Origin of the sequence: Pseudomonas sp. NY15356, assembly GCF_048068175.1 — a bacterium.
Lineage (GTDB): Bacteria > Pseudomonadota > Gammaproteobacteria > Pseudomonadales > Pseudomonadaceae > Aquipseudomonas > Aquipseudomonas putida_K.
In genome coordinates this window covers 72,827-94,707 of record NZ_JBLUPW010000006.1, presented here as the reverse complement: position 1 = coordinate 94,707, position 21,881 = coordinate 72,827, and the positions used below count along the sequence as shown (strand labels likewise).

Here is a 21,881-nt window from a genome sequence, read left to right as displayed (position 1 = left end):
GGCAGGAGCGTGCGCATGGGGTCCACATTCAATGGCCTGGTCGGGCTGATCATCCTGGCGCTGGATATCTGGGCGATTCTTCATGTGCTCAAGAGCGGGGCCGAGGTTGGCATCAAGATCCTCTGGGTGTTGCTGATCGCCTTGCTGCCGGTGATCGGGCTGATCATCTGGGCCATCGCCGGGCCGCGAGGCAACCTACGATTTTGAACATCGTTCACTGGGGCCGCTACGCGCCCCATCGCGGGACAAGCCCGCTCCTACAGGTTCTGTGCAGGGGGGTAGTAGCGTTCGCCGTAGCAGCTTTGCAAAAACCGCCCCGTGACAAAATTTTCACACTGGATTATCGAAAATCCGCGCCGCACAATGCTGCGTTGGCCCAATTGCCGTGCTGGATGGCCGGGCCCTTCAGGTAGCAGGGCGTCTTCGCCTTTTCCGCAAACCCGCAATTCTAGGATCCCCCCATTCATGGCTAATATGGATGCCTTGAAGCAACGGGCCGTGCCGACTTCGTTCGCGCCGACCCTCAAATCGCACCTCGCCTACACGTTGTTCAGCGCCCTGGTGATCATGCTGATGCTCAGCCTGGTCCGCTTGGCGCTGCTGGTCTACAACAGCGACATGATCGGCGATACGCCATATGCCACCGTCGCCGAAGGCTTCCTCAACGGCCTGCGCTTCGACCTGCGCGTGGTGGTGTACATCAGCATCCCGCTGCTGCTGGCGCTGCTCAGCCCCTGGGCCATGGCCCGGCGCGGCTTCTTCCGCCTGTGGCTGACCCTGGCCTCGAGCCTGGTGATGTTCCTCGGCCTGATGGAACTGGACTTCTACCGTGAGTTCCACCAGCGCCTGAACGGCCTGGTGTTCCAGTACATCAAGGAAGACCCCAAGACCGTCATGAGCATGCTCTGGTACGGCTTCCCGGTGGTGCGCTACCTGCTGGCCTGGCTGTTCGGCACCTGGCTGCTGAGCCTGCTGTTCAAGGGCATCGACCGCCTGACCCGTGGCATCGGCCGCACCGCTGCAGCCACCGCCTCGCGTAACGTCGCGCCCTGGTACCAGCGCGTGGCGGTGTTCATGGTGATCCTGTTGGTGGCCGTGGTCGCGGCCCGTGGCACCCTGCGCCAGGGCCCGCCGATGCGTTGGGGCGACGCCTTCACCACCGACTCCAACTTCGTCAACCAGCTTGGCCTGAACGGCACCCTGACCCTGATCGACGCTGCCAAGAGCCGTTTCGGCGAAGACCGCGCCAATATCTGGAAGCCCGTGCTCGAACAGGGCGTGGCCACCCAGAGCGTGCGTGACCTGCTGCTGACCCCCAACGACACCCTGGTCGACGCCGACGAAGCGGCCATCCGCCGCGACTTCGTACCACCGGCCGACCGCACCCTGGCGGTCAAGAACGTGGTGGTGATCCTCATGGAGAGCTTCGCCGGCCACTCGGTGGGCGCCCTGGGCAGCCCCAACAACATCACCCCGTATTTCGACAAGCTGGCCAAGGAGGGGCTGCTGTTCGACCGCTTCTTCTCCAACGGCACCCATACCCACCAGGGCATGTTCGCCACCATGGCCTGCTTCCCCAACCTGCCGGGCTTCGAATACCTGATGCAGACCCCGGAGGGCGGTCACAAGCTCTCTGGCCTGCCGGCGTTGCTCAGTGGCCGTGACTACGACGACGTGTACGTCTATAACGGCGATTTCGCCTGGGACAACCAGTCCGGTTTCTTCGGCAACCAGGGCATGACCACCTTCATCGGCCGTAACGACTTCGTCAACCCGGTGTTCTCCGACCCGACCTGGGGCGTGTCCGACCAGGACATGTTCGACCGCGGCAACGAAGAGTTGGCCAAGCACGACGGCAAGAAGCCGATCTACGCATTGCTGCAGACGTTGTCCAACCACACGCCGTACGCGCTGCCCAAGGACCTGCCGGTGGAGAAGGTGACCGGCCAGGGCCGCCTGGACGAGCACCTGACCGCCATGCGCTACTCCGACTGGGCCCTGGGCCAGTTCTTCGAGAAGGCGCGCAAGGAGCCGTACTTCAAGGACACCCTGTTCGTGATCGTCGGCGACCACGGTTTCGGCAACCACCAGCAGGTCACTGAGCTGGACCTGGGCCGCTTCAACGTGCCATTGCTGCTGATCGCCCCCGGCATCCAGGAGAAGTTCGGTGCGGTCAACCACACCGTGGGCACCCAGGTCGACATCGTGCCGACCATCATGGGCCGCCTGGGTGGCCAGACCCGTCACCAGTGCTGGGGTCGCGACCTGCTCAACCTGCCTGAGGGTGACCAGGGCGTGGGCATCATCAAGCCGTCGGGCAGCGAGCAGATCGTCGGGATCGTGCAGGGCGATCGCATCCTGATCGAGTCCAAGGACATGACCCCGCGCCTGTATCGCTACCAGCTGGGCCGCGAGTTCAAGGCCGAACTGATCGAGAGCCCGGAGCAGCCTGCGTTGCTGAAGAACCTCGAGGCCTATATCCAGACGGCGACCAAGAGCCTGCTGGACAATACCGCGGGCGTGGTTCACGGCACGCCGAAGTAAGCGCAAGCGGGCAAGCCGGCTCCCACAGCTACTGCGCTGTCTCTGAAAACAGCGCAGGGCAGGTGGGAGCCGGCTTGCCGGCGATAGGGCCGGTCCTGCCAACCATTCCCGCCATCCCTGCGGACTGAACAAATCCTCCAGCCCACGGTCAAGGTTACAGGCAGCACATCCTGGTTTCTTTGATTGAGAGGGCGATTCAATGAAAGAGTGGGAAGTCACCTTCGTCGACCAGAACGGCGTACAGAACTCACTGCTGTACAACGGCGAGCAATGCCCCAGCGATGAGGAAGCCGCACGGCTGATCCGTTCGCACCTGTTCCCGGTGATCGATGAGCTGGACCTGAACGACTTCCAGGACCGCAGTCCTTCTCCCACGGTACGCTGGCTCAAGGAACAGAGCGGTGTGTCCATCACTGGCATCAGCCCATTGTCCTGAGCGGCTGCGCTGGCGTCGGTGGCCAGCAGGCACTACGCTCAGACGAGGCCTGGGTCTTTTCTGCGGACCTTGGTCGGTTTCATTCGCGTCTCGCATCAGCTCGATCTGCCGGGTACCGCTTGGTGCCAGCAGGTGCGTTGTGCACGGAAAGTCTATCCATTGCATTGCAGGAGGACGTTTCATGAGCAGCCAGAACGACGATATCAGCAGCAGTGTCCTTCGCCAGATGAAAGATGGCGGTTTCGATTTCACCCGTATCCACCCGATCGAGTTCTACGCAGTGTTCCCCGACGAGGCAGGCGCCCGGCGGGCGGCCCGGCAATTTCGTGGAGAGTCCGTCAGTGCGCAGGTTTGCGAACTGGACGACGGCGTCTGGCACCTGGAACTGAGCAAGGTGATGTACGCCACCTACCGAGGAATCGGTGCCTTCGAAGAGACGTTCGAGCAACTGGTCTCGCCGTTTGGCGGCGAGGTGGAAGGCTGGGGCGTCAAGCAAGAGCGCCCGGTGGCCTAATCGCGGGACAAGCTCACTCCCACAGGGTGCCGCAAATCAAATGGTCATGCGTTGTTCTATGAGAGAGGCGGGGCCTCAGGGCTTGCGCTTGGCCATGTGCGCCAGGTAGGCGATCAGGTCGTCCAGCTCCTGGTCGTTCAGCACGCTGGGCGCAAACCCCGGCATCCGCGCCTGGGGCCACTGCCGCAGGCTTTGCGGGTCGCGGATATAGCGCCGCAGGAAGCCGGCCTGGAAATACTCGGTTGGGTTGTAGGGCACGTTCAGGTCCGGGCCGAACTGCGCATCACCCGCGCCGTTGAGCCGGTGACAGGCCAGGCAGTTCTGCTGGAACAGGGCGAAGCCGTGGCGCACCGGGTCGTCCTCCGGCAGGCTGGGGTCGGGCAGCAGGGCAGGGAAGCGCGCCTGCACCGGGGCCAGGCGGCGGATCGTGGCGATCTGGAACGGCCACTGTTCGGGGCGGATGCCGCTGGCCTGGGGGTTGGTCCACACCAGGTAGAAAGGCCCGGCACTCGGCTTGCCGTCGCCCAGGGCCGGCCACGGCTTGGCCGGGTCTTCCACGGCCAGCCACGCTCGGGCCGGGCCGGTCTGCAGCAGGGGCCCGGCGGGCATCTCGGCGGCGAAGCCATCCAGGGCAACGGCTTGCAAATGGTCGCTTGCAGTGACGCCCTCGAGCAGCACGTCCAGCGGCACGGCGCGGTAGTGCATAGGGCGCTTGTAGGACACATCCTGGTCGATGCGGATATCCCGGGCCTGCGGGTGGGCCAGCAACTCCTCGCTTTGCCACTGGCGCGGGCGTTCACCGAGTTCCAGGTGCAGTTGCGCCGCCGACAGCGGCAGGCAGAACAGGAGTGTCAGCAGGGCGAGGCAGCGACGCATGGGCAATCTCCAACCGGTCAGGGGTGGCAGATTACCTGTGCGGTGCCTGCAATAGCCACGGCTGCTTTCATCCGAACAAGCGTGTCAGGTTCGGCAGGATGAGCAGCAAGGTCGTGGCGAAGAGAATGAGCCCAGCTTGGCGTACTTTTGGTTGTTTGATCATGGCGGACCGCCTTCTTGTTGTTATTCCTGAATAGCCCTTGGCTTCCTTGTCTCGCTTCGGGTCGATCGCGACGGCGTACGCGGTACGCCGGTCCTGCATGCCTCTTTTTTCTGGATATACAACCAACAGTAGGGGGTACGTCATCCCTGTTTCAGAACCCTTTGTTCTATCGGTTTTTCCATTGATTCACTTCGTTTATGAGGCCATGTGCCAGCTCGCTGGCATGCTCTGACTAGACAGCTGCGTTCCCTGGGCCGAACCGCTTGAAATTCGTGACCGTTCGTCAGAGTTTCCTACTTGCTTGTACCGGGCTTTCGCGTCAGTCTCTACAGCAAATTCCCACACACGTCGTTCAGGACTATCCCTATGTCGTTACGCATCTGCATCCTGGAAACCGATGTCCTGCGACCGGAGCTGACCGCGCAGTACCAGGGCTACGGAAGGATGTTCGAGCAGCTGTTCTCGCGTCAGCCGATCGCCGCCGAGTTTCGTGTGTACAACGTGATGAACGGCGAGTATCCACCGGAAGGGGAAACCTTCGATGCCTATCTGGTGACCGGCAGCAAGGCCGACTCGTTCGGTTCGGACCCGTGGATCCAGACGCTCAAGGCGTACCTGCTCAAATTGTACGAACGTGGCGAGAAGTTGCTGGGCGTGTGTTTCGGCCACCAGGTGCTGGCGTTGGTGCTTGGCGGCAAGGCCGAGCGGGCTGAGCAGGGCTGGGGCTTGGGAATTCACCGCTACTCCCTGGCTGCCCATGCGCCCTGGATGGACCCGGAGGTCTCCGAGCTGACCCTGCTGATCAGCCATCAGGACCAGGTGACCGAGCTGCCGGAAGGCGCCACGGTGATCGCTTCGAGCGATTTTTGCCCCAACGCGGCCTACCACATCCGCGACCAGGTGCTGTGCTTCCAAGGGCACCCGGAGTTCGTCCACGACTATTCCCGCGCCCTGCTCGATGCTCGTCAGGAGGTGTTGGGGGATGAAGTGTACCAGCGGGCCATCGCCAGCCTGTCGCAGGAGCACCAGGGGGATCTGGTGGGCAAGTGGATGCTGCGCTTCATCGGGCACTCGGGCAAGGCCAGCGAACACGCGGCGTAAGTGCCTGGCTGTCAGGGCCCAATCGCCGACAAGTCGGCTCCCACAGGTTCAGCGGTGTCTATAACAGCAGCGCAGGACAGGTGGGAGTCGGCTTGCCGGCGATTGGGCTGCCTAGCAGCCCCTACAGCCAGCCCGACCGCTTGAAGCTGGCATACAACGCCGTGCAGCCCACCCCGATCAGCCCCAGCACCCCGAAATACCCATAGTGCCACCCCAGCTCCGGCATGTTCTCGAAGTTCATCCCATAGATTCCGGCAATGGCCGTGGGAAATGCCAGGATCGCCGCCCACGCCGCGAACTTGCGCTGCACGATGCTCTGCCGCGAGGCTTCGAGCAGCATGCCGATCTCGATGGTTTGGCTGGCGATGTCACGGATGCTGGATAGGTCTTCCATCTGCCGCGTGACATGGATCTGCACGTCGCGAAAATACGGGCGCATGTTCTTGTCGATGAACGGGAAGCTCAGGCGCTGCAGTTCCTCGCTGACCTCCACCATGGGCGCGACGTAGCGGCGCAGGCGCAGGATGTCGCGGCGCAGGCTGTGCAGGCGCTGGATGTCCTCCTCGCGCAGCGAATTGCTGAGCACGCTCTGTTCGAGTTCCTCGATCTCGCCGTGGATGGCCTCGCTGACCGGCTGGTAGTTCTCGGTGACGAAGTCGAGCAGGGCATAGAGCACGAAGTCCTCGCCATGCTCGAGCAGGAGCGGGCGCGCTTCGCAGCGCTGGCGCACCAGGGCGTAGGATTTGGAGTGGCCGTTGCGGCAGGTGATGATGTAGCCGGCGCCGGCGAAGATGTGCGTTTCGATGAATTCCAGCTTGCCTTCGTGGCGCACCGGCGAATAGGTGACGATGAACAGCGCATCGCCGAAGGTCTCGAGCTTCGGCCGGCTGTGCTTTTCCAGCGCGTCCTCGATGGCCAGTTCGTGCAGGCCGAACTGGCGCTGCAGGTTGGCCAGCTCCTCGGCGTTGGGTTCTTCCAGGCCGATCCAGACGAAGTGCCCGGGTTTGCGCGCCCATTCGCTGCCTTCGTCGATGCTGATATTGGTGACCTTCCTGCCGGCGCTGTACACCGCCGACGCCACGACTCGCCCCATGGTTACCCGCTTCTTCGGTTGAACACCCGCTACAGCTTGGGCTGTGTAGGGCCATAGAGCAACTTTTGCCGCGCCGGGGCCATCGCGGGACAAGCCCGCTCCCACAGGGATGCATCCTCCTGCAGGTGCACAGGCTGTGTGGGAGCGGGCTTGCCCCGTGATGGCCCCGGCTCGGTCCTCAGCCGTTCGCCAACTCGCCTTCCATCCGGTCGATGCACTGCTGCATCTGCGTACGACATTGCTCGACCAGCGCCGGCAGGTCCTGCTGGCTCATACCCGCCGTGGCGATGGGCGGCAGCGAGCGGACGATCACCGTGCGCTGGCGCCAGCTGTTCAGGCCCAGGCGCTGGGTATAGCGGCTGACGCACACCGGCACGATCGGCACCCCGGCTTCGACGGCCATGTGAAACGCGCCTTTCTTGAACGCCAGCAACTGCTCGCCCGGGTTGCGGGTGCCTTCGGGGAAGATCCAGATCGACGTGTCGTCGCGCAGGATGCGCGTGGTCACCTGCATGGCCTTGCGCGCCTGGTAGGCGTTCTTGCGGTCCACCAGCACGTTGCCGCCGAGCCAGAACAGCTGGCCGAACAACGGAATCCAGCCCAGGCTCTTCTTGCCGATGGCGACCGTGCGCCGGGGCACCACCTGGCCGAGGATGAACAGGTCGAAGTTGGACTGGTGGTTGGCGACGATGACACAGCCAGGTGGCTGATCCCACAGCGGGCCGACCTCGGCCTTGACCTTGATGCGCATCAGCCAGGCGGCAGGCAGGCTGTAGAGGCGGGCGAAAACGCGGCTGTTGTCGGGGTTGAACGGGCGGCACAGGCCGATGACCAGGCCTGCCACGCCGACGAACAGGAAATGCAGCGCCAGAAGGAGCATGCGAAGCATATAGAGCATGATACGACTCACACCAGACAGTCGCCGCGCAGTGTACGGCTGTGCACTGTCTGGGGCAAACCTTGGGTGAGGTGGCCAGGCGGTGTTGGCTTCTATCGCCGGCAAGCCGGCTCCCACCGAGATTGCGCCGCGCTCAAGATTGCGAAATCCCTGTGGGAGCCGGCTTGCCGGCGATAGATCGCTGCGACTCAGCCCAGGTGCTGCTGGTCCCGGGCGATGGCGTCGTCCAGGGCATCGAGCAGGCCCTTGCGTACCTTGAGCTTGGTGTTCTTGTGCGCCAGCATGTTCAGCTTCTTCAATTCGCGCGCCGCTGCCAGCGCCGCTTCCTGCAGTTGTTCAGCCGGCACCACCTTGTCGAGAAAGCCCGCGTCCACCGCAGCATGGGGGTCGAACACCTCGGCATTGATCACCGAACGGTGGAAGGCCGAACGCCGCAGACGGTCGCGTGCTAGCTCGATCCCGGCATGGTGCATGGTCATGCCGATCTGCACTTCGTTCAGGCAGATCTTGTAAGGGCCCTCGACGCCGATGCGGTAGTCGGCCGACAGCAGCAGGAAGGCACCCTTGGCCACGGCGTTGCCTGGGCAGGCGACGATCACCGGGAAGGGGTGGCTGAGCAGGCGACGGGCCAGGGTGGAGCCGGCGGTGACCAGGCTGACCGCCTCCTTGGGGCCTGAGGTCATGACCTTGAGGTCGTAGCCGCCGGAGAGGATGCCCGGCTGGCCGGTGATGATCACCACGGCGCGTTCGTCCACGGCGCGATCCAGGGCGGCGTTGAAGGCGGCGATGACATCCGGCGAGATGGCGTTGACCTTGCCGTTGTTCAAGGTCAGGGTGGCGATGCCGTCTTCGGCGTGGTAGGTAATCAGCTCGCTCATGGCAGGGTCCTTTGGATAACGTGGCGATGACGTTACCCAGCGCTGCGGCCCAGGTAAAGCGGCAAGGCTGACTGGCCGGTCAGCGTCTGCGCCGCGCACCTTGCCCTGTCGGGGCGCAGCCGCAAGAGCATGCAAAAGCACAGGGCAGATTGGCAGCATTGCCCTGGCAGCCCCTGTTTTTTGGCCGGCAGGCTTAAGCACATGAAAATTCTGAAAAAAATACTTGCCAAAGGAAAAGGCTTCTACTAAATTAGCGCGCCTCGACAGGCTGAACTGCTTGAAGAGATCCGGTGAAGTGTCCGAGTGGTCGAAGGAGCACGCCTGGAAAGTGTGTATACGAGAAATCGTATCAAGGGTTCAAATCCCTTCTTCACCGCCACATTCCGCAAGAAGCCCCCGCGCTGAGAAGCTCGGGGGCTTTTTGTTTTTCTTGGGTTTTTGGGGCCGCTGTGCGGCCCATCGCGGGGCGAGCCAAGCGCAGGCCCCAAGCCGTGCAATCCCGTGTAGGAGCGGGCTTGCCCCGCGATTGGGCTGCGCAGCAGCCCCATAACCCTCAGAAACTCACCGAAGCCGACAACCGCGCCGTCCGGGGCGCGCCCTGGAACAGGTAGTTGTCACCCAGGTAGTCACCGACGTCCCGCCAGTAGCGTTTGTCGAAGACGTTGTCCACCGTCAGCCGCCACACGGTGTCGTACCCACCGATACGCGTGCGGTACCGGCTGCCGACATCGAACACGGTATAGCCGCCTACTTCTACATTGCCCGCCGAGCTTGCGTACTTGCTGGCGCTGTAGCGTACCCCGCCAAGTAGCGCCAGGCCAGGCACAGGCAGGCTGTAGTCGGCCTGCAGCGCGGCGCGCAGGCGCGGTACGTTGATGGCCTGGTGGCCCTCGTAGGCGTCGGTGCCGCTGTTGTGCACCCGCGCGCGGATGGCCGCGGCGCTGGCTTGCAGTTGCAGGCGCGAGGTCACCCAGCCGCTGGCGCCCAGTTCCAGGCCGGTGTTCTTCTGCTGGCCCTGTTGTACATAGGTGAAACCGTCGCCGTCCGGGCGGGCGTACTGATAGGCCTGGCGGATCTGGAATAGCGCGGCGCTGAAGCTCATGCCTTGCCAGTCGTGCTTGATGCCCAGTTCCAATTGATGCGACAGGGTGGGGGCGAGGATCTCGAAACGGTTTTCGGCGAACCATGGGGCGGTGCCGCCGGCGGACAGGCCTTTCGAATAGCTGGCGTACAGCGTGGTGTCCGGCTGTGGTTTGTAGATCAGCGCGGCGTTGGGCAGCAGTTGGTACTGCTGGGTATGGCGGTCGGCAACCCCGTTTTCGCCCCAGGTCTTTTCGTCCAAGCGTACTTCACGGGCGCCGAGGACGGTCTGCCACTGTTCGTTGAAGGTGATCTTGTCGCTGATGAACAGGCCGTACTGGCGGCTGTCGAGGCGACGTTCGCTGGAGCCGACAGGCGCGGTGGCCGGTGGCACTGCAGGAACATCCTCATTGATGTTGCCGTTGCCGACGTCAATGTTGTAGTAGGGGCGCTGGTCGAGGGTGCGACGCTGCGCACTGGTACCGACAGTCAATTCATGTCCCACGCCCATAGCGTCGAAGCGGCCATTGAGCATGGCCTGTGCTTCGTCGATGCGTCGGGTGTCGTCCGGGCTGCGGAAGTCGTAGATGTCGTAGTCGCCTTCGGGGCTGAAATGCGGAACCCAGCCATCCTCGCTGCCCCATGCAAATGAGCTGTAGTCATCGATCACCACCTTGCTGCGCGACGCACTGAGGGTCCCGCTCCAGGCGTCACTGAAACGATACTCGAACTTCCCGCCCAGGTTCAGCGAGTCGTTCTGCACCGGCTTGGCCCAGCGCTGGTAGGCCAAGTGGTCGTCGGGGTCGACGCCATGGGGCACTTCGGTGCCACCGAGCAACTGATAGCCGGGCACTGAATACTGCTCGCGATGCTGGTATTCGACATCCAGCTGCAAGGTGGCATCGGGGTTGATCTGCCAGTCGAAGGCCAGGGAGGCGAAGTCGCGCTTGCCATCGGCGTGGTCGACGTAGGAGCGGATATCTTCATGGGCCAGGTTGGCGCGCAGGCCGAACTGGCGCTCGCTGCCGAACCAACCGCCCAGGTCGGTGGCCAGGTAGCGCTCGCCTTGTTCATTGCTCGACACGCTGATGCTGCGCACATCCTCGGGCCGCTTGGTCACGTAGTTGATCAGCCCGCCAGGCTCCGACACGCCGCTTTGCAGGCCCGACAAGCCCTTGAGCAGCTCGACCTGCTGCTTGTTTTCCAGGGCCACGTTCTGTTCGCCGGCAATGGTCTGGCCGTTGATCCGGTAGCTGCTGGCGGCATTGAGCTCGAAGCCGCGCACGTTGAAGTTCTCGTAGTAGCCGACCGGGGCGTAGCTTTCGCCGACCGAAGCGTCGCTTTGCAGCACCTCGCTGAGCATGCGCACCTGGCGGTCTTCGAGCAGCTGGCGGCTGAACACGCTCACCGAAGCAGGGGTATCGAGCAGCGGCGCGGCCTGGAACCCGCCCACCTGGGCCTCCCTTGCCTGGTAGCCCTCGTCTTCCTTTATCTGCGTCACGTGCAGCGGGGCCAGGGTAACGCTGTCGTCGGCCAGGCCCTGGGCACTGTGCAGGGCAAGGCCCAGGCCAAGCAGGCCGAGGGGCAGGCGGGGGCGAAGCGGGGTCATGCGGGCTCCTTGAAAGCGGGCGTGCCGAGGTGGTGGGCGGGCAAAAGGGCGCCATGGTAGCAGGCACGAAGGCGCCCGGCGCCTGCATTTCACAGGCGCCTGGCGACTGAAACGATTGGGCGGGAGGAAGATTCAGCCGGCCGGCATTTTTTGCCGTTTGCGCCAGGAATCGTCGAGCTTCGATCAGGTCTTGCCGTCGGTAACGGCCATCAGTTTGCGCCCGTCCTTGAAGGTGGCCAGGAAGGTGGCTTGCTCTTCCTTGCCGCCGAGCCAGAGCCCTGCGAGCAGACCGACCGGCCCAGCCACGAGGGCGCCGGCCACGCCCCAGCCCAGGGCGCCGCTGAGGCTGCGGCTGGCCTCCAGACTGGCGAGCCGAAGGTCCTGGATGCGCGTGAGCGAAATGCGCTCGCCGGGGGAGGGGCTGCGCGCGGTCCTTAGCATGAGCGATCCATTGCGGTATTCGCCTTCACCTTGCAAGAAATCGCCGGATTGCACCGTGAGCCTTGTCATCGTGTCGTCCTGTCCGGGAAAGGGCTGTGACCTGCGCCTTAATGAGCGCTGTGCCAGCCGACAAGTCAACGGCCAGGCGACATGCGGCCGGCGCGCGCCCTGTGGGAGCGGGTTCACCCGCGAATGCGAGAGCGGATTTACCGGCATGTTCGCGGGTAAACCCGCTCCCACAGGGAACAGCGGGCTGCAGCAGCTTGCGCGTTCAAGCGGCTTGCATCGCCCCTTTGCGCCGACGTTCGGCCATCATCCATACCACCAGCGCCACGGCGCCGATGACCAGGCCCGCTGTCACGATCCCCATCCAGCCCTGGCGTTGGAACAACTGGGTTCCCAGCAGCGACCCCAGCGCTCCGCCGATGAAGTAGCAGGTGATATACCCCGCGTTGAGCCGCGTGCGCGCTTCCGGGCGCAGCGCGATCACCGCGTTCTGGTTGCTCACATGGATCAGCTGCACCGCCAGGTCCAGTAACAGTACCCCGGCCAGCAGCGCCAGCAGCGAGCTTTGGGCGAAGCCCAGCGGCACCCAGGACAGCAGCAGCGCCACCAGCCCGACCGTGGTGCCCAGCGAGCCCTGGCCTCGGTCGGCCAGGCGCCCGGCCCAGTTGGCCGACAATGCACCTGCGGCCCCGGCCAGGCCGAACAGGCCGATCACGGCATCGGAGTAGTGATAGGGCTCATTGGCCAGGAGGAACGCCAGCGGGGTCCAGAACAGGGCGAACAGGCTGAATGCCAGCAACCCCAGCAGCGAGCGCAGGCGCAGCACCGGCTCCTCGGCGAACAGGCGGAACACCGAGCCGATCAGCGCTGGGTACTTCAGCCCAGCATGGGTGTGGTGTTGCGGCAGGCTGCGGTACAGGGCGATGGCGGTCAATGCCATCAGGACTGCGGCCAGTACGTAAATGCTGCGCCAGCCACCGAGTTCGGCCATGAAGCCGGCGGCGGTACGGGCCAGGAGAATGCCCAGCAGCAACCCGCTCATCAATGTCCCGACCGCACGGCCGCGCTGGTCAGGGGCGCTGAGGGTGGCGGCCATGGGCACCAGCACCTGCGCGACCACGGAAAACAGCCCGGTCAGCGCTGTGCCCAGCAGCAGCCAGGGCAGGCTGGGCGCACAGGCGCTGATCACCAGGCCAAGGGTGGCGATGGCCACCATGCAGATGATCAGCCGGCGCTGCTCGAACATATCGCCCAGCGGTGCCAGCAGGAGCAGGCCGGCACCGTAGCTCAGCTGCGCGGCGATGACGATGGTCCCGGCGCTGGCGGTGTCCAGGCCGAATTGCTCGGCAATGCTGTGCAGCAGCGGTTGGGCGTAGTAGTTGCTGGCCACGGCCAGGCCGGTGGCAGTGGCCATCAGCAGGATCAGGGCGCGGCTCAGGGCAGGGGCATTCATCGTGGTTCTCATGGCAGGCGAAAGTGAAGCAGTATCAGGAAATGTCCGCCCAGGCGCTATCCCTTGTAGGAGCGGCCTTGTGCCGCGATCGGGCGCGAAGCGGCCGTAAATCAGCAACCGCGGTGGATCGAGAGACCCGATTGGCTGATTTCGCGGCCGCTTCGCGCCCGATCGCGGCACAAGGCCGCTCCTACAAGGGCCAGGCAACGAATGGGCTTAGGCCGCGAACCCGCCATCAGCCGTGAGGCTTGCCCCGGTGATGTAGCCCGCTTCAGGCCCGGCCAGGTAGGCCACGAAGCTGGCGATCTCCTCGGCCTGGCCATAGCGCCCGATGGCCATGAGCGGGATGAGGCTGTCGGCGAAGTCGCCGGTGGCCGGGTTCATGTCGGTGTCCACCGGGCCGGGTTGCACGTTGTTGACGGTGATGCCCCGTGGGCCCAGGTCGCGAGCCATGCCGCGGGTCAGGCCGACCAGCGCCGACTTGCTCATGGCATAAGGCGCGCCACCGGCGAAAGGCATGCGCTCGGCGTTGGTGCTGCCGATGGTGATGATCCGCCCACCTTGGCCCATGTGCCGGGCGGCAGCCTGGCTGGCAACGAATACGCTACGCACGTTCACCGCCAGCAGGCGGTCGAAGTCGGCCAGGTCGAATTCGGTCACCGGGGCCACGGCGAGCACGCCGGCATTGTTGACCAGGATATCGAGGCGACCAAAGGCCTCCACGGTCGATTCCACTGCCTGTTGCACAGCGGTGGCATCGGCGCTGTCGGCGCGCAGGGCCAGGGCATGGCCGCCCTGGGTATTGATCTCGTTCGCCAGTGCCTCGGCTGGGCCAGCGGAGCTGACATAGGTGAAGGCGACCTTGGCCCCTTCCTTGGCCAGGCGCCGCACGATGGCGGCGCCGATACCGCGGGAACCGCCCTGGACCAGGGCGACCTTACCGTCGAGGTTGAATGCGTTGGACATGCTGATCTCCTGCGTGAAGCAAGGCCGAATGCCTTGGATGAGCGCAGTATCGACCCTGGATTACCCGCTGATAAGATGGCAATCGCGATCAGCAGAGTAAACCTTGGGTTGATGATCATGGCCATGGAATCCTTCAGCACCCTCGAGTGCTTCATTCGCAGCGCCGAGGTCGGCAGCTTCGCCGAAGCGGCCCGGCGCCTGCACCTGACCCCGGCCGCGGTGGGCAAGAACGTCGCCCAGCTGGAGGCGCGCCTGGGTGTGCGCCTGTTCCAGCGCAGCACCCGCAAGCTGACCCTCACCGAAGCGGGCCAGCGTTTCCTGGAAGAGGTGAGCGACAGTTTCCGCACCATCCAGTACGCCATGGCCAACCTCGCCAGCGCCGAAGGCCAGCCGGCCGGCGCCTTGCGGGTGAGCATGGGCACGGTGTTCGGGCGGCTGTACGTGTTGCCCTTGCTTGGCGAGTTTCTGCAGCGCTACCCGGCGATCATCCCCGACTGGCATTTCGACAACCGCCAGGTGGACCTGATCGGCCAGGGGTTCGACGCCGCCATCGGCGGTGGTTTCGAGCTGCCGCCCGGGGTGGTGGCGCGTAAGCTGACCCCGGCGCACCGGGTGCTGGTGGCCGCGCCCGGCTATGTGCAGCGCCATGGGCCGATCGACCAGCCGGAGGCCTTGCCGCGACACGCCGGCATCCTGATCCGCTCCCCGCAGACCGGTCGTGTGCGCTCCTGGCCACTGACCAGCCGTTGGCAGGAACAACGGCCGCTGCAGTTGCAGCAGGCCATGACCATGAGTGACTCCGACGCTGCCTGTGTGGTGGCCGAACAGGGGTTGGGCATTGCCCTGGTCAGCCTGCCGTTCGCGGTGCCGTACCTGGTGGCCGGGCGGTTGCAGCGCGTGCTGCCGGACTGGTACGTGGACGATGGGCATATCAGCCTGTACTACGCCGAGCACAAGCTGTTGCCGGGCAAGACCCGGGCGTTCATCGATTTCGTGGTGCAGCGGTTCGCCGAGCAAGGGTTGGCGACGCGGTTCAATGCGCTGGAAGTGGCGTAGAGCGGTGCTGGGCCCATCGCGGGGCAAGCCCTCCTAGAACAACACATAAGCCATTGATTCAGTGGGGGCTGTGGGAGCGGGCTTGTCCCGCGATAGGGCCGCTTCAGGCGACCTGAGTCACCACTGATACTTGTTCGGCGCCGGCCACCGTCAGGCTCACTTCGTCATCGACCTTCTTGCCCAGCAACTGCTGCCCCAATGGTGAACGCGCTGTGATGACGGTCACCATTTGCTCACCTTCACCGATCTTCAACCCTGCCGCCTCAGGCCCCAGGAATAGCAAGCGCGGGTGCCCTTGGTCGTCTTCCAGGGTCACCAGGTTGCTGACCTGGATGCCGCGAACCGGGTCGTAGTCGCGCAGCCGCAATTGCTGGTACGCCAGCAGCGCCTGGCGGATCTCGGCCGTGCGCCGGGCCTGCCCGGTGGCCAGGTACGAGGCCTCGAGGCTCAGGGTGTCATACTTGTTCTCGGCGATGTTCTCCTCCGCGGTGGCGGCCTCGTAGGCGGCCTGGGCCGCACGGCGAAGCACCTCGACATCATGCTCGAGGGTCTGGACGATGCGCGAGAGCAGGGTGGTCTTATCCATGGTCAATAGCAGAATTCCAGTACGTTGGCCTGGCTCTTGTCGGTCGGTGCGGTGCGGTTCTGTTGCAGCCAGAACTGGCACTTGGGGTTGTTCAGGTTGCGCGGGCTGCCCTGGGCGGCTTCGACGGCCTGGCGAGCCTGCTGCTGCTGGAGGATCACCTTGTAGCGCTCGAACATCTCGGCCTGGGCGTCGGCTGGTGCTGCTGGTTGGCTGGCGGTCGGTGCCATGGCCTGGATCACCGGCTGCACCTGCCCCGGCCACCAGCGCCAGGCCAGCCACAGGCTCAGGGCGATGGCCACGGCGCCGAGCCACAGGCCGAGCGCCACGCAGAGGATCAACTGCACGGGCTTGAGGGTAACCTTCAGTTCGCGACGACGTGGCATGGCGGCCTCCTGGCTGGGCGGTTCATGCCGGCATTGTCGCACGGCGGCAAGGGTTTTTTCCCGCCGATGCTTTCGCCACGAGGCATTTATCCGCAAAATCCGCGGTTTTGCGCAAGGCAAGGGAGTGGGTATGAAATCCACCTGGGACATCTTCTGCACGGTCGTCGACAACTACGGCGACATCGGCGTGACCTGGCGCCTGGCCCGCCAGCTGGTGGCCGAGCAGGGGCTGGCGGTACGCCTGTGGGTGGACGACCTGGAGGCCTTCGTGCGCCTATGCCCAGCAGCCGATGCCGGCGCCGCGCAGCAGTGGCGGGCCGGCGTCGACGTGCGGCATTGGCCGGGCCAATGGCAACCGGTGGCGCCTGGCGATGTGGTGATCGGTGCCTTTGGTTGCCGGCTGCCGGCCGATTACATCGAGGCCCTGCGCCTGCGGGCCACGCCTGCATTGTGGCTGAACCTCGAGTACCTGAGCGCCGAGGATTGGGTCGAGGGCTGCCATGGCCTGGCCTCACCCCAGGCCAATGGGCTGCGCACCCTGTTCTTTTTCCCGGGCTTCACCGACAAGACCGGCGGCCTGCTGCGCGAGGGTACGTTGCTGGCCCGGCGCGAGGCCTTCGAGGCGGACCCGGCCGCACGCACAGCGTTCCTCGGCAGCCTGGGCGTGCAGGTGGAGGAGGGCGCGCGGTTGCTCTCGCTGTTCGCTTACGAAAACGCGCAACTGGGTAACTGGCTCGATGCCTTGGCCGAAGATGGCCAGCCCAGCCATTTGCTGGTGCCCGAGGGGCGCATCCTGGCCGACGTGCGCCAATGGCTGTGCGAGCCCGGCCTGGGGGTGGGCGATGTGCGGCGCAAAGGCGCGCTGACCGTGCAGATCCTGCCATTCGTCAGTCAGGACGATTACGATCGCCTGCTCTGGGCCTGCGACTTCAATGCCGTACGTGGCGAGGACTCCTTCGTGCGCGCCCAGTGGGCCGGCAAGCCGCTGTTGTGGCACATCTACGTGCAGGACGAGAACGCCCACTGGGAAAAACTCGAGGCGTTCCTCAAGCTTTATCGCCAAGGGCTGTCAGAAAAAGCGGGAGATGCGTTGGTCGAGCTCTGGCGGGCCTGGAACATGGATCGTGACATGGGCGCGGCCTGGCGCGGGGTTCTCCGGCACTGGCCGCAGCTGCAGGCACATGCCCGCCAATGGAGCGCCGCACAGGCCGCTCGGCCGGACCTTGCCACGACGCTGGTACAGTTTTACCGAAATTGGCTATGATACGCGGCCTCGATTTTTATAAATCCATCCAGATTCGGATACTTCGTAATGAAAACTGGTAAAGAACTGAAACCCGGTACCGTACTGCGGATCGACAACGACCCGTGGCTGGTACAGAAAGCCGAATTCACCAAGTCCGGTCGCAACAGCGCGATCATGAAGACCAAGCTGAAGAACCTGCTGACCGGCTACAAGACCGAAACCGTCTACTTCGCCGACGACAAGCTGGACGACGTGATCCTCGATCGCAAGGAAGTCACCCTGTCCTTCATCAGCGGTGATGCCTACACGTTCATGGACACCACCGACTACACCATGTACGAACTGAACGCCGAAGACATCGACGCCGTTCTGCCGTACATCGAAGAAGGCATGCAGGACGTCTGCGCCCTGACCATGTACGAAGAGAAAGTCGTATCGGTCGAACTGCCGACCACCATCAGCCGCCAGGTCACCTACACCGAGAACGCTGCTCGCGGCGACACCTCGGGCAAGGTCATGAAGCCGGCCAAGCTGGCCAACGGCACTGAAATCCAGGTTGCCGACTTCATCGAGATCGACGAGTGGATCGACATCGACACTCGCGACGGCAGCTTCAAGGGCCGTTCCAAGAAGTAATCCTTCTTGCGATCGCAAAAAACCCGGCCTTGGCCGGGTTTTTTTATGACGCGCTATTCGATGCTGCCAATCGCCGGCAAGCCGGCTCCACTACGCTGTACCTGTGGGAGCCGGCTTGCCGGCGATTGGGACGCAACGCGTCCCCATACGGTCAAACCGTCACATGCAACCGCACATCCACATTGTTACGCGTGGCATTGGAGTAAGGGCAGACATGGTGCGCCTTCTCCACCAGTGCCTCGGCTTCTGCCTGGGCCAGCCCCGGCAGGTTGATGTGCAGGTCGATATCCAGGCCGAACCCGCCCGGGATCTGCCCGATGCCCACCTTGGCGGTGATCGAGCTGTCGGCAGGCAGTTGCTGCTTCGCCTGGCCCGCCACGAACTTCAAGGCGCCGATGAAGCAGGCCGAATAACCGGCTGCGAACATCTGCTCGGGGTTGGTTCCGTCGCCGCCAGCGCCGCCCAGCTCCTTGGGCGTGCTCAGCTTGACCTCGAGCTTGCCGTCGCTGGAGCGGGATTTGCCATCGCGTCCGCCCGTGGAGGTTGCTTCGGCGATGTACAGGGGAGTGACCTTTTGCATCTTGAGCCTCGCTTGTGTGCTGTGCGCCGTGGCGCTGGATGGGTACGGGAATTAAATTAGCGCTCAATTATTTAGCGCGCAAGATAAATTTCATGCCGTTCATCGTTCGGCGTTCCACAGCATAGCGTTCAGAGGCTTTTTTGCAGGCTGGCGCGCAGTTCCAGCAAGTCCGCCTGCAGTTGCTGCAGGCGTTCGACACTGCGCCCGCTGGCTTGCAGGATGCACGGCGGCACGCGCCTGGCCTCGTCCTGCAGGGCGCGCCCCTTGTCGGTCAGCTCCACCAGTACCACCCGCTCATCCTCGCGGCTGCGGGTGCGCTTGAGCAGCCCTTCGCTTTCCAGGCGCTTGAGCAACGGCGTCAGCGAGCCGGGGTCGGTGAGCAGGCGCTGGCTGATCTCGCCCACGGTCAGGCCGTCCTGTTCCCAGAGCACGAGCATGGCCAGGTATTGCGGATAAGTCAGGCCCAGGGCCTGCAACAGAGGTTTGTAAACCTTGGTCATCAGCAACGAGGTGGAGTGCAGGGCGAAGCAGACCTGGTTATCCAGCAGCAGCTCGTCGCAAGGGGCGTTGATGTCGGCGTTCATGCAGGTCCTTGAATGAAGTCAGGGTGAAAATCTAGCACGCTGATGGTTGGCGCGCTCACTACCTGCGCAGTCCGCTGCGCAGGGCCAGGTCCCAGGGTGGTACCGGACTGAAACGGCTCTTGAGGAATTCGAGCAGCAAGCGACTGCGAGAGTTCGTTTCATGTTCCAGGCGTAGTGCATAAATGCCACTGCTTTCCGGTGGCGGCAGGCCGTCCCAGTCCAGGCCATGGTGCTCCGGCAGCTCGCTCGGACAGGGCGGCACGCCGTGGCTGGCCAAGTAGGTGGGGCTGGCGCAGGCGATGCGCACCATGTAGGCCAGCGGCGTGGCCACCAGACGGGTGTCGGCCAGGGGGCTGGCGCGCAGTACCAGGTCGACCTCGCCCAGGTGGCTGTCATGCAGGTCGACGAAACTGTCGATCAGGCGCAGCTGTACGTCCACACATCACTGTTGATCTAGCACAGACCGGTGTAGGAGCGGGCTTGCCCCGCGATCGGGCGCGCAGCGGCCGCGATCCGGTAAAGCAGGGTCAGCCTGATGTATCGAATGGGCTGGTTTTACGGCCGCTGCGCGCCCGATCGCGGGGCAAGCCCGCTCCTACAGGGGAAAGCGTTTTGCTTTTGCGGATTACGCAAAGCCATTGTGCGCTGCTGTGCGTTTCCCCACCAGCGGCGAGCCGTTAGCATGGCCTGTATTGTCAAACCGGCGGATGAGGCGCGGATGATCGAGTGGGTGATGTATGTCGTGTTGGGCGCGGCCCTGGGCACGATGGGCGGTTTGTTCGGCATCGGTGGTGGGTTGATCGCGATCCCAGCGCTGGGCGTATTGTTCGGCCTCGACCAGCAACTGGCCCAGGGCACGGCGTTGGTGATGGTGGTACCCAACGTGCTGCTGGCGCTGTGGCGCTACAACCAGCGCAACCGCATCGAATTGCGTCATGCGTTGCCACTGGCGGTGTGCAGCTTCGTGTTCGCCTGGCTTGGCTCGATCTGGGCGGTGGGCATTGATGCGCAGGCCATGCGCCTGGGCTTCGTCGGTTTCCTGGTGGCCCTGGCGGTGTGGAACGTGGCGCGGATGTTCCTGCGCGTAGCGCCGCCAAGCGCCGAGCTGCGCTACCCCTGGCCTTGGCTGGGTGTGCTCGGCAGTTTCGCCGGCGCCATGGGCGGGTTGTTCGGTGTTGGCGGGGCAGTGGTGGCGACCCCCATCCTGACCAGTGTATTCGGTACCACCCAGGTGGTTGCCCAAGGGCTGTCACTGGCCCTGGCTGTGCCCAGCACGTTGGTGACGTTGGTGACCTACGGTGTGCACGGCAGTGTCGACTGGCACGTGGGTATCCCGCTGGCCATCGGTGGCCTGTTCAGTATCAGCTGGGGTGTGAAGCTGGCCCACGCCTTGCCGGAGAAGGTGTTGCGCACGCTGTTCTGTGTCTTCCTGGTGGTCTGCGCTGTGATGCTGGGCCTGGAGGTCTAGCCAAGGAGCATCGCCGGCAAGCAACCAAGACCGTTTGCTCCGCTCCCATAGGCCCGCGCCTCCGGCGACAGGCATCACTTGAACCCTTCGACGATATAGTCCGCCATGCAGTCGGTGATTGGCGATTGGTGCTGCGTGTTGCGCAACAGCATCACATTGGCCAGCGGCAGCTGCGGCAGGCCTTCGTGTTCGCCGAGCACCCGCAGGTTGCCCCCGACCAGGCTCTGCAGCTGGGCGGTGACGGCCAGGCCGGCGGTGACGATGGCGAAGATCGCCGCCAGGCTGGGGCTGGTGTAGGCGATGCGATAGTCGATGCCCTGGGCCTCCAGGGCGTTGCAGGTCCAGGCGCGGCAGAAACAGTCGGTGTTGAACAGCGCCAGGGGCATGGGGCGCTGTTCCTGCGGGCAGAAGCCCTGGGCTGCGGCCCACACCAGGCGCTCCTGGCGCAGCAACTGGCCGACCTCGTTGCCCGGTTCGCGGGTGACGATGGTCAGGTCCAGGTCCTGGCGCAGCATCAATTGCTTGGACGACTCGCAATGCACTTCCACCTGAATCAGCGGGTAGGCCTGGGCGAAGCTCGAAAGAATAGTGGGCAGAAAGCGCATGGCGTAGTCGTCGGGCGTGCCGATGCGCACCACGCCGACCATGTGCGGCATGCGCAGGGTATTGAACACCTCGCCTTGCAGTTTGAGGATGCGCCGGGCATAGCCGAGCAGTACCTGGCCCTCGGCGGTCAGCCGCACCTGGCGGCCGTCGCGTTCGAACAGCTGGCGCTGGAGAATGTCCTCTTCCAACCGCTTCATCTGCATGCTCACCGCCGATTGGGTGCGGTTCACCACCTCGCCGGCACGGGTGAAGCCGCCCTGTTCGGCGATTGCGACGAAAGTGCGCAGCACGTCCGAATCGAGATTCTGGTACTGGGACATTGCATCAATCTCCGAGATGCATTGCATCAGAAACATTCGTTGGATTGATCTTAGGCCCGGCGCGAGACTGAAGCCATCTTCACGGAGGGCTTCAAGATGAAAGGTCAGATCACAACCCTGTACGTCAAACCTTCCTCTTCGTTCACCCATCTAAAGGAAGCACTGTTGGCACGGCTGCTTCGCTGGTACGAGCTGTACCGCCAGCGCCGCGAGTTGCGCAGCCTGAGCGATGCGACCTTGCACGACCTGGGCTTGAGCAGGGCGGATATCGAGCAGGAGGCCGAGCGGCATTTCTGGGATGATCCGCTGCGCAAATGAGCAAGACCGTGCCGATGTCATCGCGGGACAAGCCCCACAG

Annotated in this window: 23 protein-coding genes, 1 tRNA gene and 1 pseudogene; 11 read left to right on the top strand and 14 right to left on the bottom strand. The window is 64.1% G+C overall.

Going from position 1 to position 21,881, the window contains the following annotated elements; translation table 11 throughout:
* Positions 1–15: 15 nt before the first annotated feature.
* From ACNFCI_RS07280 to ACNFCI_RS07265, 4 genes are all read left to right on the top strand, one after another.
* Positions 16–207 (top strand): PLDc N-terminal domain-containing protein, encoded by a 192-nt coding sequence (locus ACNFCI_RS07280; RefSeq protein ID WP_084854964.1) that lies wholly within the window; start codon positions 16–18, stop codon positions 205–207.
* Between the two features lie 258 nt (positions 208–465).
* On the top strand, positions 466–2,544 hold the full coding sequence (locus ACNFCI_RS07275) for an LTA synthase family protein (protein ID WP_084854965.1): 2,079 nt from the start codon (positions 466–468) through the stop codon (positions 2,542–2,544).
* 199 nt (positions 2,545–2,743) lie between these two features.
* Positions 2,744–2,980, top strand: coding sequence for a hypothetical protein (locus tag ACNFCI_RS07270; RefSeq protein WP_084854966.1), 237 nt, complete (start codon positions 2,744–2,746; stop codon positions 2,978–2,980).
* A gap of 181 nt (positions 2,981–3,161) precedes the next feature.
* A complete protein-coding gene (locus ACNFCI_RS07265; RefSeq protein WP_084854967.1) occupies positions 3,162–3,494 on the top strand; it encodes a ribonuclease E inhibitor RraB in 333 nt (110 codons plus the stop codon).
* A gap of 75 nt (positions 3,495–3,569) precedes the next feature.
* Here the strand turns inward: ACNFCI_RS07265 and ACNFCI_RS07260 are convergent, their stop codons facing one another.
* The gene (locus ACNFCI_RS07260; RefSeq protein WP_084854968.1) at positions 3,570–4,370 is read right to left on the bottom strand and encodes a cytochrome c; all 801 of its coding nucleotides are present in this window, start codon (positions 4,368–4,370) and stop codon (positions 3,570–3,572) included.
* A 529-nt stretch (positions 4,371–4,899) separates the two neighbouring features.
* Here ACNFCI_RS07260 and ACNFCI_RS07255 point away from each other — a divergent pair.
* The gene (locus tag ACNFCI_RS07255) at positions 4,900–5,634 is read left to right on the top strand and encodes an amidotransferase (protein ID WP_416767716.1); all 735 of its coding nucleotides are present in this window, start codon (positions 4,900–4,902) and stop codon (positions 5,632–5,634) included.
* A 121-nt stretch (positions 5,635–5,755) separates the two neighbouring features.
* Here ACNFCI_RS07255 and ACNFCI_RS07250 read toward each other — a convergent pair whose 3' ends face one another.
* From ACNFCI_RS07250 to ACNFCI_RS07240, 3 genes are all read right to left on the bottom strand, one after another.
* Positions 5,756–6,727, bottom strand: a complete 972-nt coding sequence (locus tag ACNFCI_RS07250) for a magnesium and cobalt transport protein CorA (RefSeq protein ID WP_084854971.1) — start codon at positions 6,725–6,727, stop codon at positions 5,756–5,758.
* A 178-nt stretch (positions 6,728–6,905) separates the two neighbouring features.
* Positions 6,906–7,625 (bottom strand): lysophospholipid acyltransferase family protein, encoded by a 720-nt coding sequence (locus tag ACNFCI_RS07245; protein ID WP_084854972.1) that lies wholly within the window; start codon positions 7,623–7,625, stop codon positions 6,906–6,908.
* Between the two features lie 188 nt (positions 7,626–7,813).
* Positions 7,814–8,503 (bottom strand): crotonase/enoyl-CoA hydratase family protein, encoded by a 690-nt coding sequence (locus ACNFCI_RS07240; protein WP_084854973.1) that lies wholly within the window; start codon positions 8,501–8,503, stop codon positions 7,814–7,816.
* A 289-nt stretch (positions 8,504–8,792) separates the two neighbouring features.
* On the opposite strand from ACNFCI_RS07240, the gene ACNFCI_RS07235 reads away from it, so the two are divergent.
* A tRNA-Ser gene (locus ACNFCI_RS07235) sits at positions 8,793–8,882 on the top strand.
* A 174-nt stretch (positions 8,883–9,056) separates the two neighbouring features.
* Here ACNFCI_RS07235 and ACNFCI_RS07230 read toward each other — a convergent pair.
* From ACNFCI_RS07230 to ACNFCI_RS07215, 4 genes are all read right to left on the bottom strand, one after another.
* Complete coding sequence (locus ACNFCI_RS07230) at positions 9,057–11,192, bottom strand: TonB-dependent siderophore receptor (protein WP_416767714.1); 2,136 nt, start codon at positions 11,190–11,192, stop codon at positions 9,057–9,059.
* A 183-nt stretch (positions 11,193–11,375) separates the two neighbouring features.
* Positions 11,376–11,702, bottom strand: coding sequence for a hypothetical protein (locus tag ACNFCI_RS07225; protein WP_368830209.1), 327 nt, complete (start codon positions 11,700–11,702; stop codon positions 11,376–11,378).
* Between the two features lie 202 nt (positions 11,703–11,904).
* Positions 11,905–13,092: an MFS transporter gene (locus tag ACNFCI_RS07220; protein WP_084854975.1), complete on the bottom strand. Its 1,188-nt coding sequence runs from the start codon at positions 13,090–13,092 to the stop codon at positions 11,905–11,907.
* Positions 13,093–13,308: 216 nt separating this feature from the next.
* On the bottom strand, positions 13,309–14,058 hold the full coding sequence (locus ACNFCI_RS07215; RefSeq protein ID WP_416767712.1) for a 3-oxoacyl-ACP reductase family protein: 750 nt from the start codon (positions 14,056–14,058) through the stop codon (positions 13,309–13,311).
* A 117-nt stretch (positions 14,059–14,175) separates the two neighbouring features.
* Between ACNFCI_RS07215 and ACNFCI_RS07210 the strand changes: the two genes are divergently transcribed.
* The gene (locus ACNFCI_RS07210; protein ID WP_416767711.1) at positions 14,176–15,114 is read left to right on the top strand and encodes a LysR family transcriptional regulator; all 939 of its coding nucleotides are present in this window, start codon (positions 14,176–14,178) and stop codon (positions 15,112–15,114) included.
* A gap of 103 nt (positions 15,115–15,217) precedes the next feature.
* Here ACNFCI_RS07210 and ACNFCI_RS07205 read toward each other — a convergent pair whose 3' ends face one another.
* Positions 15,218–15,700, bottom strand: coding sequence for a GreA/GreB family elongation factor (locus ACNFCI_RS07205; RefSeq protein ID WP_084854977.1), 483 nt, complete (start codon positions 15,698–15,700; stop codon positions 15,218–15,220).
* 2 nt (positions 15,701–15,702) lie between these two features.
* Positions 15,703–16,083: a hypothetical protein gene (locus ACNFCI_RS07200; protein WP_416767710.1), complete on the bottom strand. Its 381-nt coding sequence runs from the start codon at positions 16,081–16,083 to the stop codon at positions 15,703–15,705.
* 130 nt (positions 16,084–16,213) lie between these two features.
* Between ACNFCI_RS07200 and earP the strand changes: the two genes are divergently transcribed.
* Both earP and efp read left to right on the top strand, forming a co-directional pair.
* On the top strand, positions 16,214–17,347 hold the full coding sequence (earP, locus tag ACNFCI_RS07195; protein ID WP_416767708.1) for an elongation factor P maturation arginine rhamnosyltransferase EarP: 1,134 nt from the start codon (positions 16,214–16,216) through the stop codon (positions 17,345–17,347).
* Between the two features lie 48 nt (positions 17,348–17,395).
* On the top strand, positions 17,396–17,965 hold the full coding sequence (efp, locus tag ACNFCI_RS07190) for an elongation factor P (protein ID WP_043209827.1): 570 nt from the start codon (positions 17,396–17,398) through the stop codon (positions 17,963–17,965).
* 151 nt (positions 17,966–18,116) lie between these two features.
* Here efp and ACNFCI_RS07185 read toward each other — a convergent pair whose 3' ends face one another.
* The 3 genes and pseudogenes from ACNFCI_RS07185 to ACNFCI_RS07175 all read right to left on the bottom strand — a co-directional run.
* Positions 18,117–18,545 (bottom strand): organic hydroperoxide resistance protein, encoded by a 429-nt coding sequence (locus ACNFCI_RS07185; protein ID WP_084854979.1) that lies wholly within the window; start codon positions 18,543–18,545, stop codon positions 18,117–18,119.
* Positions 18,546–18,673: 128 nt separating this feature from the next.
* Positions 18,674–19,129, bottom strand: a complete 456-nt coding sequence (locus ACNFCI_RS07180) for a MarR family winged helix-turn-helix transcriptional regulator (protein ID WP_084854980.1) — start codon at positions 19,127–19,129, stop codon at positions 18,674–18,676.
* A 58-nt stretch (positions 19,130–19,187) separates the two neighbouring features.
* Positions 19,188–19,568, bottom strand: a pseudogene (locus ACNFCI_RS07175) (hypothetical protein); the annotation flags it as partial.
* 279 nt (positions 19,569–19,847) lie between these two features.
* Between ACNFCI_RS07175 and ACNFCI_RS07170 the strand changes: the two are divergent.
* Entirely contained in the window at positions 19,848–20,597 is a 750-nt protein-coding gene (locus tag ACNFCI_RS07170) for a sulfite exporter TauE/SafE family protein (protein WP_368830182.1), read from the top strand.
* A gap of 74 nt (positions 20,598–20,671) precedes the next feature.
* Here ACNFCI_RS07170 and ACNFCI_RS07165 read toward each other — a convergent pair whose 3' ends face one another.
* On the bottom strand, positions 20,672–21,523 hold the full coding sequence (locus ACNFCI_RS07165) for a LysR substrate-binding domain-containing protein (RefSeq protein ID WP_084855143.1): 852 nt from the start codon (positions 21,521–21,523) through the stop codon (positions 20,672–20,674).
* A 96-nt stretch (positions 21,524–21,619) separates the two neighbouring features.
* Between ACNFCI_RS07165 and ACNFCI_RS07160 the strand changes: the two genes are divergently transcribed.
* The gene (locus ACNFCI_RS07160; protein ID WP_368830178.1) at positions 21,620–21,841 is read left to right on the top strand and encodes a DUF1127 domain-containing protein; all 222 of its coding nucleotides are present in this window, start codon (positions 21,620–21,622) and stop codon (positions 21,839–21,841) included.
* The last annotated feature ends 40 nt before the right edge of the window (positions 21,842–21,881 follow it).

Coding starts and splice junctions, on each gene's coding strand:
- ACNFCI_RS07280 (WP_084854964.1), top strand. CDS start 16: ATGGGGTCCACATTCAATGGCCTGGTCGGGCTGATCATCCTGGCGCTG.
- ACNFCI_RS07275 (WP_084854965.1), top strand. CDS start 466: ATGGCTAATATGGATGCCTTGAAGCAACGGGCCGTGCCGACTTCGTTC.
- ACNFCI_RS07270 (WP_084854966.1), top strand. CDS start 2,744: ATGAAAGAGTGGGAAGTCACCTTCGTCGACCAGAACGGCGTACAGAAC.
- ACNFCI_RS07265 (WP_084854967.1), top strand. CDS start 3,162: ATGAGCAGCCAGAACGACGATATCAGCAGCAGTGTCCTTCGCCAGATG.
- ACNFCI_RS07260 (WP_084854968.1), bottom strand. CDS start 4,370: ATGCGTCGCTGCCTCGCCCTGCTGACACTCCTGTTCTGCCTGCCGCTG.
- ACNFCI_RS07255 (WP_416767716.1), top strand. CDS start 4,900: ATGTCGTTACGCATCTGCATCCTGGAAACCGATGTCCTGCGACCGGAG.
- ACNFCI_RS07250 (WP_084854971.1), bottom strand. CDS start 6,727: ATGGGGCGAGTCGTGGCGTCGGCGGTGTACAGCGCCGGCAGGAAGGTC.
- ACNFCI_RS07245 (WP_084854972.1), bottom strand. CDS start 7,625: ATGCTCTATATGCTTCGCATGCTCCTTCTGGCGCTGCATTTCCTGTTC.
- ACNFCI_RS07240 (WP_084854973.1), bottom strand. CDS start 8,503: ATGAGCGAGCTGATTACCTACCACGCCGAAGACGGCATCGCCACCCTG.
- ACNFCI_RS07230 (WP_416767714.1), bottom strand. CDS start 11,192: ATGACCCCGCTTCGCCCCCGCCTGCCCCTCGGCCTGCTTGGCCTGGGC.
- ACNFCI_RS07225 (WP_368830209.1), bottom strand. CDS start 11,702: ATGACAAGGCTCACGGTGCAATCCGGCGATTTCTTGCAAGGTGAAGGC.
- ACNFCI_RS07220 (WP_084854975.1), bottom strand. CDS start 13,092: ATGAATGCCCCTGCCCTGAGCCGCGCCCTGATCCTGCTGATGGCCACT.
- ACNFCI_RS07215 (WP_416767712.1), bottom strand. CDS start 14,058: ATGTCCAACGCATTCAACCTCGACGGTAAGGTCGCCCTGGTCCAGGGC.
- ACNFCI_RS07210 (WP_416767711.1), top strand. CDS start 14,176: ATGGCCATGGAATCCTTCAGCACCCTCGAGTGCTTCATTCGCAGCGCC.
- ACNFCI_RS07205 (WP_084854977.1), bottom strand. CDS start 15,700: ATGGATAAGACCACCCTGCTCTCGCGCATCGTCCAGACCCTCGAGCAT.
- ACNFCI_RS07200 (WP_416767710.1), bottom strand. CDS start 16,083: ATGCCACGTCGTCGCGAACTGAAGGTTACCCTCAAGCCCGTGCAGTTG.
- earP (WP_416767708.1), top strand. CDS start 16,214: ATGAAATCCACCTGGGACATCTTCTGCACGGTCGTCGACAACTACGGC.
- efp (WP_043209827.1), top strand. CDS start 17,396: ATGAAAACTGGTAAAGAACTGAAACCCGGTACCGTACTGCGGATCGAC.
- ACNFCI_RS07185 (WP_084854979.1), bottom strand. CDS start 18,545: ATGCAAAAGGTCACTCCCCTGTACATCGCCGAAGCAACCTCCACGGGC.
- ACNFCI_RS07180 (WP_084854980.1), bottom strand. CDS start 19,129: ATGAACGCCGACATCAACGCCCCTTGCGACGAGCTGCTGCTGGATAAC.
- ACNFCI_RS07170 (WP_368830182.1), top strand. CDS start 19,848: ATGATCGAGTGGGTGATGTATGTCGTGTTGGGCGCGGCCCTGGGCACG.
- ACNFCI_RS07165 (WP_084855143.1), bottom strand. CDS start 21,523: ATGTCCCAGTACCAGAATCTCGATTCGGACGTGCTGCGCACTTTCGTC.
- ACNFCI_RS07160 (WP_368830178.1), top strand. CDS start 21,620: ATGAAAGGTCAGATCACAACCCTGTACGTCAAACCTTCCTCTTCGTTC.